General features: G+C 66.9%; 7 protein-coding genes and 1 pseudogene. 5 read left to right on the forward strand and 3 right to left on the reverse strand.

The genetic code is table 11. The features are described 5' to 3' along the window. Positions 1–49: 49 nt before the first annotated feature. Positions 50–1,297, reverse strand: a complete 1,248-nt coding sequence (locus tag AMK22_RS00175) for a helix-turn-helix domain-containing protein (protein ID WP_073781506.1) — start codon at positions 1,295–1,297, stop codon at positions 50–52. A gap of 382 nt (positions 1,298–1,679) precedes the next feature. On the opposite strand from AMK22_RS00175, the gene AMK22_RS00180 reads away from it, so the two are divergent. The 5 genes and pseudogenes from AMK22_RS00180 to AMK22_RS00200 form a co-directional block, all read left to right on the forward strand. Beyond that, the gene (locus AMK22_RS00180; RefSeq protein WP_199883078.1) at positions 1,680–3,062 is read left to right on the forward strand and encodes an FtsK/SpoIIIE domain-containing protein; all 1,383 of its coding nucleotides are present in this window, start codon (positions 1,680–1,682) and stop codon (positions 3,060–3,062) included. Positions 3,063–3,100: 38 nt separating this feature from the next. Further along, positions 3,101–3,919, forward strand: a complete 819-nt coding sequence (locus AMK22_RS00185; protein ID WP_079185834.1) for a DUF2637 domain-containing protein — start codon at positions 3,101–3,103, stop codon at positions 3,917–3,919. Between the two features lie 98 nt (positions 3,920–4,017). Further along, complete coding sequence (locus AMK22_RS00190; RefSeq protein WP_073781134.1) at positions 4,018–5,463, forward strand: replication initiator; 1,446 nt, start codon at positions 4,018–4,020, stop codon at positions 5,461–5,463. Then, positions 5,463–5,690: a helix-turn-helix domain-containing protein gene (locus AMK22_RS00195; RefSeq protein WP_073781135.1), complete on the forward strand. Its 228-nt coding sequence runs from the start codon at positions 5,463–5,465 to the stop codon at positions 5,688–5,690. Before AMK22_RS00190 ends, AMK22_RS00195 begins: the two co-directional genes overlap by 1 nt. Further along, positions 5,690–6,984 (forward strand): annotated as a pseudogene (locus AMK22_RS00200) (tyrosine-type recombinase/integrase); the annotation flags it as partial. The gene AMK22_RS00195 and the pseudogene AMK22_RS00200, both read left to right, overlap by 1 nt. Before the next feature lie 105 nt (positions 6,985–7,089). Here the strand turns inward: AMK22_RS00200 and AMK22_RS00205 are convergent. Both AMK22_RS00205 and AMK22_RS00215 read right to left on the reverse strand, forming a co-directional pair. Next, positions 7,090–7,503, reverse strand: a complete 414-nt coding sequence (locus AMK22_RS00205) for a hypothetical protein (RefSeq protein ID WP_073781136.1) — start codon at positions 7,501–7,503, stop codon at positions 7,090–7,092. Next, positions 7,500–14,348 carry a polymorphic toxin-type HINT domain-containing protein gene (locus AMK22_RS00215; RefSeq protein ID WP_079185835.1) on the reverse strand — a complete coding sequence of 2,283 codons (6,849 nt, stop codon included), beginning with the start codon at positions 14,346–14,348 and terminating at the stop codon, positions 7,500–7,502. Before AMK22_RS00215 ends, AMK22_RS00205 begins: the two co-directional genes overlap by 4 nt. Positions 14,349–15,117: the final 769 nt, after the last annotated feature.

Consider the following 15,117-nt stretch of genomic DNA (forward strand, 5'->3'; position numbering starts at 1 on the left):
CACGGCAGTTTGCGACACTGGGTCTGCGAACTACCACGCTGCGTGGTGGCTATCCGACAACGTCGAGGTAGGCGGCCATGTCCCGCATCTCCGTCGTCAGGGTGCGCTTCCGCTTGTTCAAGATCTCCTGCATGGTTTCGGCGGCCGAGTTCTGGTGCCTGAGCCACTCGGGGGCGGTGACTCGGACACGGGTCAGTTCGTCCATCGCCGCCGACAGGTCTCCGGTACGCGTGTGGGCCCGCGCGACGTCGAGGGTGAAGCGGTTCCCGTCGTTCGTACTGGGCCTGCCCAGGCGCTTCCACGCCCTGGGCGACAGCGCCTCTGCCTCGTCGGCTTTCCGTACGACCGCGCGGGCGTCCCCGATGACCATGGAGTCTTCGAGTGCCTTCAGGGCCACGGTGACGGGCCCGAATACGGACCAGTGCCGCGAGAGGTTGCGGTGCGCGGTGCCGACGGCGGTTGCCGCCACCCGCGCCGCCTTGCGGTACTCCTTGGCTTCGTCCGGGCGGTTGTTCCGGGCGGCTGCGGCTGCAGCCTCCATGGCCAGACCGCCCCACACCGCGTAGTGGTCCGGCTCGGCCCCGGTGATCTTCGGCTCGACCGCGTCCATGCTCTCGACGGCGATCCGCTCCGCCTCGTCCAGCCGACCCTGGCGCACCAGCAGCCAGCACATACCGCCGACGCCGGAGCCTGCCACGAGCAGGTCTCCGCTCTGCTTGGCGTCCGCGATGGCGCCGCTCAGGGCCGCGTACGCGATGTCGTACTGCCTCACCTGCGTGAGGTACGTGCCTGCCAGACGCAGCGCCTCGGCACGCGCCAAGAGGGCTTGCCGGTGTTCGTCTCCGCTGTCGTAGTAGGCCACGGCCAGGGAGGCATCGCGCAGCAGGCCGGGAAGCTGGGCGGCGACGCTCTTGTAGCTGTCGGAGAAGTACAGCTCCCGCGCGTCTCGTACCGCTCGGCTGAAGGTACGCAGGTTCGGTTCCTCGCCTGCCGCTTCGGCGGCCTGGTCCACGAGCCCGACGGCCGGAGTGAGGACGGCGCGAAGCTGAATCAGGTTGAGCCGGTTCGGCTCCTCGGCCCGCCCTATGGGTTCCGGCGCGTCCGACGCCATCAGCGCGGCGGTGGTCACCCCCAGGGCGCGGGCGAGAGTGTGCAAGGTCTCCATGCGGACCGTTCCGCCCTGCTCGACCTTGCGTACCGTGCCCGGTGACACGCCTGCGGCGTGGGCCAGTTCCTCCTGACTCAGTCCGGCCCGACGCCGGTACTTGCGGACGTTGTCGGCCAGTTCCGTAGTCATCCCGTTCACCACCTCCAGCGCCACGGTACGCCGGACGGGCGCGTCAACCGGTGGCTATCCGGCAGATACCCGCCAGGGAGCGATCACCCACTCATCGCGACGCGTCCGGGCAGCGCGGGGCCGGGCCTCCGGCAGAGCCGGCCTGAGCGGGAGGGTCCCTCGTCGGTCGGGCAGCTTCGCCGGACCAGGGTTCTCCGGGGGCCGCCAAGGCTCACTCCGTGACGCGTGCGCTCGGCCTTGGCGGCCCCCGGGGGTTCCTGGTACGCCTCCGGTGACCGGGCAACGAGGGACCCCACCCGCGACCCGCGACCCCTAACCACGACGGAGCCGCACCCGGCATTCGCCCCCTGCCCCAGCCGTGACGGATTACGGACCGGATGCTGTGCTGGTCGCGACCGTGCTGGTCAGCGTGACGCTGCTGCTGGCCGTGGTGCGCTACGTCCGCACCGACCGGGGCACGCGCGCCAGCATGCGGCAGGCCCTGCTGGTCCGCTGGGGCTGGGTGCGCCTCGCGCGGATGGCCGGACTGACGGTCACCGACAAGACACCGGGCCTGCTCGCACAGATCAACGCCCAGAAGGACGGCCCCGCCCCGGCGCCCCGGGTGCTGACTCCGAAGATCAAGGTGAAGCCGGACCGGTTCGGCGTGATCGTGCGGGCCAGGACGCTGCCGCAGGTGGGTCTGGAGGAGTACCAGAAGGCGGCGCGGTTCCTGGCGGACGCCTGGCGGTGCACGCGGGTCTCCGTGCTGCCGGACGGGCCCGGTCGGGTGGTGATCCGTGGCGTGCGCTCCGATCCTTTGACCACGCCGACCGAGCACCGGCCCACCGGTCGCCCGCTGGAGGAGGTGTCGCGGTGGGAGCTGGGGGTGGACGAGTACGCGGCGCGGGTGTGCGTGTCCCTGGCCAACGTGCCGGGGGTGACCGTGGCCGGCACGCCTGGCGCGGGCAAGACCTCGGCGGTGAACAAGTTCGTCTGTGACCTCGCGCCGTCTGCGGCGGTGCAGATCGTGGGCTTTGACGGGAAGGTGTCGCGGGCCGAAGAGGGCGACTACGCGGACCTGGTCAAGCGGATGTTCGCGTTCTGCGGCGATGACCTGGACGAGGCGAACGCGCTGTTCAAGCGCCTGGTGGCGCTGCGTCGTCGGCGGTCTTCGGTGATCCGTGACGTGCTGGGCGTGAAGAACATGTGGCACGTCGGCCCCTCGCGGCTGTGGCCGCTCACGGTGGTGCTCATCGACGAGGCGCACACGTTCTTCCGCGAGTACAAGGGCAGCGACGCCGAGACGAAACGTTTGGCCGCGCTGACGGCGGAGAACGCCCGGCTGGTGGAGGACCTGGTCAAGAAGGGCCGCAGCGTCGGCATCCTGGTGATCCTGATCAGTCAGAAGACCACCGGGGATGCCATCCCGACGTTCATCCGCGACGTGTGCCCGGTGGGGCTGTCGTTCGCGCAGAAGACGGTGGAAGCTGCGGTGGCCGCGCTGGGCGACGACATCCGCAACTGGCCGGACGCCAGCCCGGTCACCCTGCAAGACCCCGCCTACGTCGGTGTCGCGGTGATGGCGATGCAGGGACGCCCCGGCTTCACCCGTATCCGCACCCCCTACGTCTCCGACGCCGACGCCGCCCGTATCGCGGAAGCCACCTCCCGCCTGACCGCCGACCCCACCCTGTGCCTGGACGTCCTCCTCGGCACCACCGGCCACACGAACCTCGACGACGACGGCCCGGACGGTCCGGCCGTCTCCCTGTCCAAGCCCTGAACGCCCCCGATCCCACGCCCCGAGAGGAGGTCCCGCGCATGGCGGAGGAACGGTTCACCCGGCGCACCGTGACCGTGGTCATGGCGGTCATCGCGGTCCTGGCCTTCGTCTTCTCCTTCGGCAACGTCTGGGCGCTTGCTCTGCGGCTGGGCGTCCCGCGCCCGATCGCGCCGCTGATCGCTCCCATGGTGGACCTGTCCGTGGTCGGGCTCCTGGTCGCGCTGCGGTTCCTGGCCCTGCGCGGCGTCCCCAAGGCGGACCTGAAGGCCGGCACCCGGCTGCTGCACCTGTGCGGACTGCTCACCCTCGCCCTGAACACCGCCGAACCCCTGCTGACCGGACGCTACGGCCGCGCCTGCCTGGACACCGTCGCCCCGCTCCTGCTCCTGGGCTGGGGCCACGTCGGCCCCGCCTTCCTCGCCCACTTCCACACCACCGCACACCAGGAGGACACCACCGCAGCTGCCCCGGCCCCCGCGCCCATCGCTGAGCCGGTGCCCACCTCGGCGCCCGCTCCCGAGACGGCGGCCCCGGCCCCTGAGCCAGCCCCCGCCACGACACCTGCGCCGCCCCTGGCCGAGGTGCCTGCCGTGATCGAGGCGCCCAACTCCGCCCCCGCCCCGGCCGTCACCAAGGCGCCTGCCACCGCCTCCCGCCCGGCCCTGCCCGCCGCACTGCTGAATGCGGCCCGGCGCATCGCGGACACCCACCACGCCGAGCACGGCGCGCCAGTCACCGCCGCCCAGCTCGCAACCCGCATGGGCGTCGCCCTGCCGGTGGCCACCGCCGCCTCGCTCAGCTCTGAGCCACCCCGGCCACCGGCCGCATCACCTCTCCCTGAAATCCACGCCCATTGATGGGCCTTGTTCGTCATGCCCCGAGCAGCACCAACACGCCCACATTCATGGCCGGTTACTGCTCGGGGCCCCACCCCGACAGAAGGGACACGCCCCGAATGGTCACCCTGGACCTGCGCCACGTGGCAAGCCCCGCCGTGCGGGACCTGCTCCACCTCGTCAACCACCCCGACTTCGACCGCGCACAGCAGCAGATCGAACACCTCGGAGGCTGCACCGAACCCGTCCGTCTGACCGGCCGCACCGCCACCGTCGACACCACGACCGGCGAGGTCCTGCGCACCTACATCACAACGGAGGAGCCCACGGGCAGCCTGCTCACCGCGTGCGGCAACCGTCGCGCCTCCCGCTGCCCCGCCTGCTCCCGCCTCTACGCCGCCGACACCTACCACCTCATCCGCGCCGGCCTGTCCGGCGGCAAGACCGTCCCCGACACCGTGCGCACCCACCCCCGCGTCTTCGTCACCCTCACTCCGCCGTCCTTCGGCCCCGTCCACAACCGCCCCACCACGCCCGGCGGCGGCATCCGGCTCTGCCGCTGCCGCAAGCTCCACGAACCCACGGACGTGCTGCTCGGGACGCCGCTGAACCCGACGACGTACGACTACGCGGGCGCGGTCCTCTTCAACGCCCACGCCGGAGTGTTGTGGGCCCGCTTCACCACCTACCTGCGCCGCGAGCTCGCCGCCCGGCTCGGTATGACCCAGAAAGCCGCCCACGCGGTCCTGCGGGTCTCCTTCGCCAAGGTCGCCGAGTACCAGCAGCGCGGCCTGGTCCACTTCCACGCCGTCATCCGGCTCGACGGCCCCGACGGCACCAGCCAGCCCCCGCCGCCGTACGCCACCGTCGCTGTGCTCACCGAAGCCGCCCGCGCCGCCGCCGCGCGGGTCCGCGTCACGGTCGAGTCGGACGCGATCGGGGAACGCGAACTCTCCTGGGGCGAACAACTCGACATACGTGAGATCACGGCCTTCGGCGCTGACGCCGAATTCACCGACCAAGCCGTGGCCGCCTACGTGGCGAAATACGCCACCAAGTCCGCCGACGCATCCGGCACCCTCGACCGCGCCCTGTTCTGCCGCCCCTGCCAGGGACGCGGCGCCACCCTCCTGCCCCACGGCACCCCGCTCCCCTGCACCACGTGCGACGGCACCGGACAGGCCCGGCCCCTGCCCCGCCTCGGCGTAGCCCGGCACGTGCGGCAGATGATCCACACCTGCTGGGAGCTGGGCAGGCTGCCCGAGTTCGCCGACCTGAAGCTCTGGAAGTGGGCCCACATGCTCGGCTTCCGGGGCCACTTCTCCACCAAGTCCCGCAGCTACTCGACCACCCTCGGCGCGCTGCGCGCCGCCCGCCGCGCCTGGCGCACCGAACAGGCCCGCGCCCACGCCAGCCTGCCCACCTCCGACTCGGACACCACCCTCGTCGTCGGCCACTGGGCCTACCTCGGCAGCGGCTACAACCCCGGCGCCGCACTCCTCGCCGCCCACGTCTGGCACCGCAGAGAACTCGCACAGCAGTTCGTGGCCGAAGGGGGCTGCTGATGACCGCCCGCAGGACCATCGCGCGCGACGAGACGCCGAGCACGCCCGAGGAGTTACTGACGGTTCCCCAGGTCATGGCCTGCCTCCAGCTCGGCCGCTCCGCCGTCTACGACCTCATCCGCACCCGCCAGCTCGCCTCCATCACCCTCGGCCGCGCCCGCCGCATCCCCACCCAGGCCCTGACCGACTTCATCCGCACCCGCCTCGACCAGGAAGCCGCCGCCTGATGACCACACCCCGAGACACCCCCGCCTCCCGCCGCGTACGCGCCAACGGCGACGGAACCGTCTACCAGCGCAAGGACAGCCGCTGGGAAGCCGCCGGATACGTCCTCGCCCCCGGCAACACCCGAAAGCGCATCCGCGTCTACGGCACCACCCGCAAAGAGGCCCTGGCGAAGCTCACCGAGAAGATCGCCGCCAGTAACCGCGGACTCCCCGCGCCCTCCGCGCAGGGCAGCGTGGCCGCGTACCTGACGTACTGGCTGGAGAACGTCGCTGTCCACCATCTCCGCGAGAACACCCACACCCGCTACACCGCCTGCGTCCACCGTTACCTCATCCCCGGCCTGGGCAAGAAGAAGCTCACCAAGCTCACCGCCAAGGACGTCCGCACCTGACTCAACCAGCTCCGCACACCTGCCAGTGCTGCGTGCACGGCATCGATACGGCCCGTGATGAGTCCCGCTGCTGTGCCGCTGGCCAGTGCTGCCGCAAGCTGCTGTCCCCGCTGACGCTCACCTACATCTACTCCATGCTCAAGTCCGCCTTGGAGCACGCCGTCCGCGAGAAAGAGATCCCGCGAAACGTCGCCCGCAACGTCCGCACCGGCACGCCTCGACCCCGTCGCTTCGAACCCCTCACCGCCGACGAAGCCCGCCACCTCCTCACCGCAGCCCAGGGCCACCGCCTGCGCGCGCTGTTCGAACTCGCCCTCCACACCGGGCTCCGCAAGGGCGAACTCCTCGGCCTGCGCTGGGGGGACCTCGACCTCAGCGCGGGCACCGCCGCCATCCGCCGAACCTTGCAGCGCACCACCGCAGGCGGGCTCACCACGCTGCCCACCAAGACGCGGGCCTCCGAGCGCCGCATCGCCCTCCCCACCCGCTGTGCCCAGTCTCTGAAGCTCCACCACGAACAGCAGCAGCGTGAACGCGAGGTCGCAGGCACCACGTGGCAGCACAACGGGCATGTTTTCACCACAACACAGGGCAGACCGGTCGACCCGACCAACCTCACCCGCATCTTCACCACACTCCTCCGCAAGGCCGGCCTCCGCCGCATCCGCTTCCACGACCTCAGGCACTCGACCGCAACCTTGCTCCTGGAACAGGGGGTCGAACTCGTCGTGATCAAGGAACTCCTCGGCCACGCCCACATCGGCGTCACAGCCACCGTCTACGCCCACGTTCGACTCCGCCTCCAGCGTGACGCCATCGACGCCCTCGGCACCGCACTCGGCAGCCCGGAGACCACCGAGAGGGCGCGCTCCGACGGCGATGAACCGCCACCCTGCGCAGCCCCCCGTCCGCTGACGTTGCCGTCAACTACTGCCGTCAGACCGCGCAGAAGCCCCGTCAGGACGCACCTGACGGGGCTTCGCTTTACTTGCGCGAACCTTCAACAACTATTCGAATAGCTCTACCTCAAGGCGATATTCGCGCCTCAAGTCCTCCACCAGGCACCTACGCGCAAATTTCACCACGCCGCGCGCCCACCAGGATTCCTCAGGGATCCTTGGAAACGCATCCGGAATTAGGAGTGCACGGAATCTTGAGTCTACCGCTTCCACTTCTGCGCGAAGCAGCACAAACTCGGGAAAGCTTTGCAGTTCCGCAGAATCCATGGCCCTCGCCAGAGAATCCCTCGATGTCAGATCATTGAAGTAGTCTTCGGCGTCACCCCGATAGCCCTGTTCGCACTCTTCGACGAACGTCCTCCAGCGAGACAGGAGCGCCTCCGGTTCGACGTCACGCCACCGACCAGACTCTCTGACAAAGCTAGAGAACGCGTCGCGGAAGTTCTCAGTACCGTGAGTCATCGGGCCGCCTCCCGCTGGAAGTACGCGAGCGGATCATCTGGCCGGAAATAGGTAGTGATGGTATTTCCGTTCCTCATTCCTATTCTTCCCTGGGAATCCATTCGAATGATGACGCCATCACTTCTGACAGCTTCACGGGCGGCGGCAGGGCAGCTACCGGGACACATCAGCGCCTGCGCGTCCGCGACGTACCTTTCAAACCCATCATCCGTGTCATATTCCGGCATATCAGGCCTACGGGTGGGGTTTCCGGAATCATCGAGACCCAGGACATGCTTGTCGTACTTCTCGTCCGCAACACCAATCTTGAAGTCGCAGTTGCTGTTGTGAACGAGGACCGGAGTCTCGCCTGCCAGCACATAGTACGTGTGCAGGTCGTCCACGGTCAGGTTGTAGGTGCGCGCATGCTTCGCGAAGCTCCGGTTTGCTGTCACGATGACCGTGTGACCATCGTCCGACCGCAGGGTCATACCCGGCTCAAGTCGCCCAGCCTCGATCCAATCGACCTCAGAAGGGGACCAGAACGGGTGCTCGTGGGTAGCAGTCAGCTTCTCGACACCGTCGCCTGTGGCGATGGAGAGCTCGTTGAACTGCTTGTCGTCATCCGTGACGATGAGCCGGGTTACTTTCCTTGCCCCGGTCTCACCGGTTTTCGGATCGGTGGCGAGAACCTCGTCGCCGAGTTCAATATCCTCGATTTTTTTGGTCGCCCCATCGGCCATTTCCACGTCGGTGCCGGCGAGGAAACATTTGCAACCAGATCCTGATTTCTTGAGCTTGGGCCGAGGTCCGATCGGCCCAACGAACCGCGGCCCGTCTCCGTACTGAACGGCGAACCCGTAAGCCTCATTTACCTGCTCACCAAAGCTCTGCACCGGGCCACATTCGACTCCCTTTTGCTCACACAGGAATTTCAGCACGACGACCTGCATCGTGCCATCCCATGGAATTTTGTTACAGCCTGCAGCCCCAATTCGACAGGAGTCATTGAACTCGAAATTATGCGATGCGGGTTTGAAGATGCTCTTCGTCTGGGGGTTCTTGAGAAGCGCATCAACGGCTTTGACATAGTCGTTCGTGGTCGCTTTGACGTAACTCGTTCCCACGCGGTGACGCACCGGCTTCGTGGTGCCGGCCACGTATTTCCGTGCATTGTCCCGGTTCTCGGCGGGCTTGTTACTTCCACCTCCGCTGTCGACTCCATGGTTGTCGTGCATGCCCTCGGGGATCCACAGGCCCGAGGGATCGCTGGAGGTGACCGGGGTGTTCTTGGCGTAGGTGTAGCCATTCATCTGCTGCGGGTCGGTCATGTCGAAGACCGGGTCCACGGAGATGAAACGACCGAGGTTCGGGTCGTACTCGCGGGCGCCCAGATGGGTGAGGCCGGTGTCCTTCGTGTCGTCAGCGCCTCCGACGAACCCTCGGGTGTCCGGCCAGGCCGCCGGGTTCTGACCGCGTATCCCACCGAAGGGAAGCATGCGACGTTGCGTGAGCGCCAGGTCGGATGCATTTACGGCGAGTTCACCCGTGCCGTGGTGATCGGCGATGGTGAAGGAGAAGGTTCCGTCATCCGCGCGGACGGCCATCTGTCCGCCACCGAGGTCGAAGTAGCGGGTGGCCTTGGACTTCGTCGCCCCAGTGGGCAGCGTGACCTCGGTGTTGCCGAGATACAGCGTTGCCTCGGCTTCGGTGCGCTTGATGAGCCGGTTGCCTGCGGCGTCGTACAGGTAGGTGGTGGTCTTGCCGTCCTCGGTCACCGAGGCGAGGTGGCCTTCGGCATCCCAGGTCAGAGATTGGCCGGGGCGAGACGTGGTGTTGCCGCTCGGGTCGTATGCGTACGCGTCGGTCGTGGTACCTGCGGCAGTCGTTGTGGTGATGGATGTGAGGGAATGGGCAAGCGGCTTGCCCTGGCCGGGGTAGTTATAGGTCCGCTTGATGTCCTGGGCCGCGTCTCCCGAGGTGTCGTGCTGGACTTCGGTGACGCGATTGCCCGACTTGTCGTAGGAGAAGCTCTGCCAGTACGGCGCGGGTCCGCCGATCTGGCTGGAGACGGGCTGCTCCGCACACGTGGTGGTGGGCTGGGTCCATGCCTCGGTGAGGCGGCCGAGGTAGTCGTTGATGAAGCACTGGTTGTCGGTGCCGCTGCGCGACACGTCGGTCATCGACCGGACATACCCGGCTTCGTCGTACCTGTAGGTGACGTGGCGGTCGACTCCGGGCTGGTCCTGGCGGTCCACACGAGAAGTCGCCAGTCGCTGCGTACCCCACTCGTAGGTGTTGGTGACCTGCGTGATCTTGCCGCCGGTCGTCAGACCCATCGTGTACTGCAGGGGCTTACCTGTCAGGCTGTAGGCAGTGCTGGAAGTCATGCCCTCGCCGAAGACGCCGACGAGGCGAAGGGTTTCGTCCTCGTAGGTGTGGTTCGAAGAACCACCAGGCAACGATCCCGCTGCGGAGTAGCTGACAGTACTCGGCAGCCCGGACGGCAAATAGGCCGTACCCGACTGATAAGTGCCCTGTAGCTTCCCCTCGGCCGCCGGTATGACAACAGCGGTCTTGATGGCTCGGTAGAGCCGGTCGTAGGCCGTGACCTTGGTGGTGTACGCGTTCCCGTCGACATACCGCGTGGACTCGGCGAGCTGGCCCTTCGCACCGGTAATGGTGTCGTACACCTGCTTGGTACGCAGCGCGCCCGTGGCCGATCCCTCGCGCACCTCGGTCGGTCGGCCGAGTCCGTCGTAGAGGTAGGCCAGGCCCGGGACATCGGTACGCGAACCCTTGCTGAAGATCAGCTGCCCGCGGTCGTCGTAGCTGTTGGACGTGGTGCCCTTGTCTGGATCGTTTCCCTTGATCTGACGCCCGAGTTGGTCGTACTCGTAGCTCCAGCTCATGCCCGCGGGGCCGGTGACCTTTTCCAGTTCGTCGCGAGGTGTGTACGTGTAGCTGGTGGTGTCGAAGGGGGCATCGGCAGAGCGGCTGTGGTGCTGTCGCAGTTCGGTGATGTTCCCCCGGACATCCTTGATGGTCGTCGTCGCGGTCCCGCCCACCGGTGGAATGACGGTGGTGCGATCCGCGCCGTACATGGTCCTGGTGGTATTGAGAACCTGTCCGCCGTCGCCGTTGCCCGCGATCTGCCGGGTCTCGACGGCCCGGTTCAGACCGTCGAACGTGGTCCGGGTCTGGGTCTCCACGGACAGGGCATCAGCTGGCTTGAAGAGACCGCTGCTCGGCTTGCCCGTCGTGTAGTACGGCTCGAACGTCTTGGCGGGGAGGCCACGCTCGTCGTAGAAGACGTCCGTGATGATGCTGCCGCCGTCCGGCCCGGGGGACTGAGTCTGCCGCTCGCGCTGGAATCCGTCATGGAGCACGTACGACGTGATCTGGCCGCCCTTGTTGTTCAGGGTCTTGGTCGCGACGGCGACCGTCGCATCGGTGACGGTGTAGGCGAACTCCTGATTGGGGACCTGGGTGTTACGGCGGTCCGGCAGCCAGACCTTCATGGAGCGCCCAAGTGCGTCGTAGGTCACTTCGCTCACATTGCCGTTGGTGTCCGTCTCCTTGGCAGCCGCACCGCGCAACGGGTCGACCGTGGTGACGGTGGTCTGGGCCGTGGTGGCATCCGTGGGGTCGGCGGGAGGCGTGGTCACCTTGATCTCGGTGACCAGTCCCGCGGCAGGGACATACGTCGTGGTCGTCGTACGTCCGTCTGCTCGAACAGTACGGACAGGGGAACCGGTCCCCGTGACCACGACATCGGCGACCAGGTCCGTCGTCTTCACCTGGCGTCCGTAGCCGTCGTAGGTGATCCCTGATTCGACGTACGTCGCCTTGTTGCCGTCGTGGCTCTTGAGCTTGGCCATCGCGGTGGGATCACCCTTGACCGGAGCCGCACCGTCCGCGCCGCCGTCGTAGGCGGTGCGGACGTCGGAGAGAACGTCCTTGGAACGGTCGGTCTGGGCGGCGCACGACTTGGTGACCGTCTCCTTGCGGGAGAAGAGCTCCACCAGGTTGGCGTCCGTCAACTCCGGGTACGTGGTGCGGGTGCACCGGTCGTCCGCCGACGTGGCGTCGTCCCCGAAGTCGTCGACCTGGGTGACCCGTCCAGCGACGGTGTCGTGTGTGAAGGCCGACGACGTGGTGCGCCACTTGGTGCCCGCGCCGTTGTCGAGCGAGTCCCATCCCTTGGTACTCGAGGTACCGGTGAGGTTGGCCGTCACCGTGCCCCAGTCGCGGACCTTCTTCGCCGTTTCATGGTGCCAGGGCCTGCTGACGGACTTGTTCAGTACCTTCCCACCCGGCTGGTCGAACTGAACAGACTTGTAGACGAATCCCGCTGCGGATTCATGGTCGGGAATGGGCTCGCCCTCACCCTCGGCGAGCGAAACGGAAACCGCCTTCGTGCCGCCGGTTGCGTTCTTCCGGTCGCCGTCCATGCCACGGAGGAAGTAGGAGTCCTGCTGTGTCTTCATGGCGGCGTCGCCGCCCTGGCCGCCGGTCCGGACCCGGACCTGGCCGTAGCCGCGCCACTGGGACCAGGTCTTCTCCTTCTCCTTGGTCAGGCCGTCGTCGTCGTCGAAATGCCAAGCGGCCCCTCCCAGGTAGTCGTAGCGCGTGACCTGGTCGGGTGAGCCGCCGATGCGGTCGGTCGCCGTGACGGAGGTGGTCACGTATTTGTTGAACCAATGGCGTTCGGCAGGGTCGGAGTCACTGCCGCCGATGTACTGGGGAAAGCACCGCGTGGTGTTCGTCTCGGGCGTCGGAAGAGAACTCCAGTCGCATTCCGCGGCCGAGTAGTTGGCGCTGAGCGCGCCCCCGTACTCGTCCGCCACCGAGAAGAGCCGCGACTTGATGAAGGGCGCGAATCCGTCGCCGGTCTTGTCGAGTCGATTCGCCAACTGCTCGTAGGCGAACGTGTTCTTGGGCAACGTAATGGCGGGTGTCGCGGACTCGCCCGTGTGCTGAATGCTGTCCAGCAGGAGTTGGTAGTCCGTGTCGGCCATGCCCCAACGGTGGCCGAGTGCCCAGGAGTCGACCTTGCCGTACGTGCCATCGGACTTGAGGACCTGGGTCGTGATTCCGGTCAGGCGCTTACGGGTCCAGAAGGAGGGGGACAACTTGTTGTTGTCACAGCTGCTGCCGGCCTTGCAGTTCAGGTCCCACGGGGTGTCGTACCAGTAGAAGGCCTTGGCATCGATGGTGTCGGACGCGCAGGTCACATCAGCGGTCGGCAGGCAGCGTTCCGCGTTGCTGAAGACCACCTGGGCAAGGGGCTTGGTGGCATACAGGTCGGTCGACTTCTGCCCGTAGTCGATCCGATCCAGGTAGCCACCACGCGTGTACGGGGTGTCGTCCTCCGGTTTGAGGTTGCGCCCGTAGGAGTTGGTCTCCTTTTTGTAGTGGTAGCTGATCGTGTTCCCGTGGGCATCGACGGCATAGTCCAGGTTCCATCGCCATGCCTGTTGGCACCAGGAGTCCGCGATCGTCGCCGCGTGGCACTTCTCACCAGCGTTGTTGCCGTAGACCGGCACGGTCCAGGTGGAGTCCGTGGTGTCCTTGCCCGCAGTCCAACCAGGCAGCCGGTTGTACCCGAAGTAGTACGTGATCCCGTCCGGTGCGGTCAGCTTCCAGTACTCACCGTCGTTGTCCCCGTTGCCCCGGTCGGTCGACTCCAGGCGCTTGATCCGCGTGCCGTCGTCGTTCTTCAGCCTGAATTCGTCCTTGCCGGCGGGAACGAGTTCACCGCTGGCGCCGTTGAAGGAGATGAGAGCGTTGTCGTAGGCCCAGCACAGGTCCCCGGGCTTGCTGCCGTCGGCGTTCTTCACACCGTCTTCCGCGCACGGCTTGTAGCGGCGCTCGATGTAACCGGGCCAGAGGTCGAAACCATCGCCCACCCAGGAGCCCTGATTGTTCGTCCCACCGGTCCGTCCGTCGATGGCTCCGGAGGTGTACGACAGGCCGACGGTCGGCTTCAGGCCTCCCGGGACATCAGGTGTCGGGATCCCGTATGACCAGATGAAGTCTCCGGTGTTGAGGTTGGTCTTCCAGGTGGACGAAGGCGCCAGCGGCGTTGCCTTGTAGTCCCCCTTGTCGCCGGCGGCCGAAGCCGTCGCGGCCAACACGGTCGGCCCCGAGGTCCGGAGGCTCACCGACTTCGCTGTCAGTGTGTGCTCTGCTGTGTTGTTGATGGCGGCAACGGGCCGAGCCTCGCGGCAGCTCGCCTTGCCGGGGTTGGTGAGTGCACAGGCGGGTAGTTCGACCAGCCGCATGCGCGACGCGAAGGAGCCGCCGAACAGTTCCGCGTAGGGTGCGTAGTCGACGGTCAGCGCGATTGATTCATGCGCCCCTCCGAGAGCGGACGACGTGGAATCGAGAGTGAACAAGGAGCCCTTCACCCCGACACGCTCGGCCTGCTCTTTGCTCAAGACGCGCGAGGTCACGCTGTTCGGCGTACGGGCGTTCTTGACATCGCGGGCATCGCTCGTCTCACTGTCCTGAACCGAGCCGATCCCGATCGATTGTCCTTGGGGGACTGCGTAGCGCTTCGTGCCTCTCGTACCGGCATCCGGCACCGTGATCGTGACCGCACCGGCGGAGGGCAGATCCGCCTTGGGGGCTCGTTGCGGAGTCCTGGGCCCCGAATCCCGCTTACGCGGTTTGACCTTGGCCGCCTTGCTCCCTTCGACGGGCTTTTCCGCCTTCGGAAGTCCGGGCAGATTCGAGACCGCAGCCGTGGACGCCGGAACTCCCGCAGCCTGGAGCAGCGTGGCCACCAACACCGCGGAGACGGCCAGCGGAAGTCGGCGGCGCACTCTGCCTCGCAAGAGGCCCCCTGCAGTACGTCTCATACGTGATCTCCATCGATGCAGGACGCCACGGGCCCTCCACGGGGCTCGCGGCGCCGAATGAAAAGGGACGGCGCTCCCCGGCCCTGGTGGCCGCAGGACATCGTCCGACCAACGAGTTGGTCGGACACCAACCACGCCGTCAGGAAGTCGAGCTCAGCAGGCGTGGCTTCGCACGAACCGAATGCCGTGCAGCGGTCGCCGGTGGTGACTTCGCCCATGAACCCGTGAAGTCCCGAAACGAGTTGTCCGAGACGGTGACAAGCCCAGCTCGTGCGATGTCTTCCAACACGGCTGCCAAGCCCACCGATACGACAGATCCCCGGCATGCACTCATCCAGCGAAACACGTGTCGACTGAGGGCCGAACGGTGACACGGGGAGGAATGGCTGAACCCAACGCCGGAGACGGCGTCGACCGGAAGCGCGCTGTTGCCGGCCACCGATCTGCGGATGCCGAACTGCTGCACGCCCGCGGGCCAGGTGGGTTCGCCCCGCACAGATGACGGACATGTTCGCCGCCGTTGGACCGGCAACGCCATCAGCCGACACCACCGTCCGATGACCAACCCCACTCCGCCTCCAAGAAGATGAAGATCCGCTGAGAAGTGGGATCTTGAAGGACTCTATGTAGAGACCACGTGAATATCCAGAGGGATCTATCGCACTATCTAGACGAAACGGAACAAGCGCGACCCACCTCAGGGCGCTTAACCGCACACGGACCGTGTGGCTGATATCGAAACCCCCAAGTCCGAAGCGCTCCCAGAAGC

The sequence above is a fragment of the Streptomyces sp. CB01580 genome, from assembly GCF_001905795.1.
Taxonomy (GTDB): domain Bacteria; phylum Actinomycetota; class Actinomycetes; order Streptomycetales; family Streptomycetaceae; genus Streptomyces.

What these genes read in the sequence shown, in the direction of transcription:
- AMK22_RS00185 (WP_079185834.1), top strand. Translation starts at nt 3,101, where the DNA reads ATGGCGGAGGAACGGTTCACCCGGCGCACCGTGACCGTGGTCATGGCG.
- AMK22_RS00175 (WP_073781506.1), bottom strand. Translation starts at nt 1,297, where the DNA reads ATGACTACGGAACTGGCCGACAACGTCCGCAAGTACCGGCGTCGGGCC.
- AMK22_RS00190 (WP_073781134.1), top strand. Translation starts at nt 4,018, where the DNA reads ATGGTCACCCTGGACCTGCGCCACGTGGCAAGCCCCGCCGTGCGGGAC.
- AMK22_RS00205 (WP_073781136.1), bottom strand. Translation starts at nt 7,503, where the DNA reads ATGACTCACGGTACTGAGAACTTCCGCGACGCGTTCTCTAGCTTTGTC.
- AMK22_RS00195 (WP_073781135.1), top strand. Translation starts at nt 5,463, where the DNA reads ATGACCGCCCGCAGGACCATCGCGCGCGACGAGACGCCGAGCACGCCC.
- AMK22_RS00215 (WP_079185835.1), bottom strand. Translation starts at nt 14,348, where the DNA reads ATGAGACGTACTGCAGGGGGCCTCTTGCGAGGCAGAGTGCGCCGCCGA.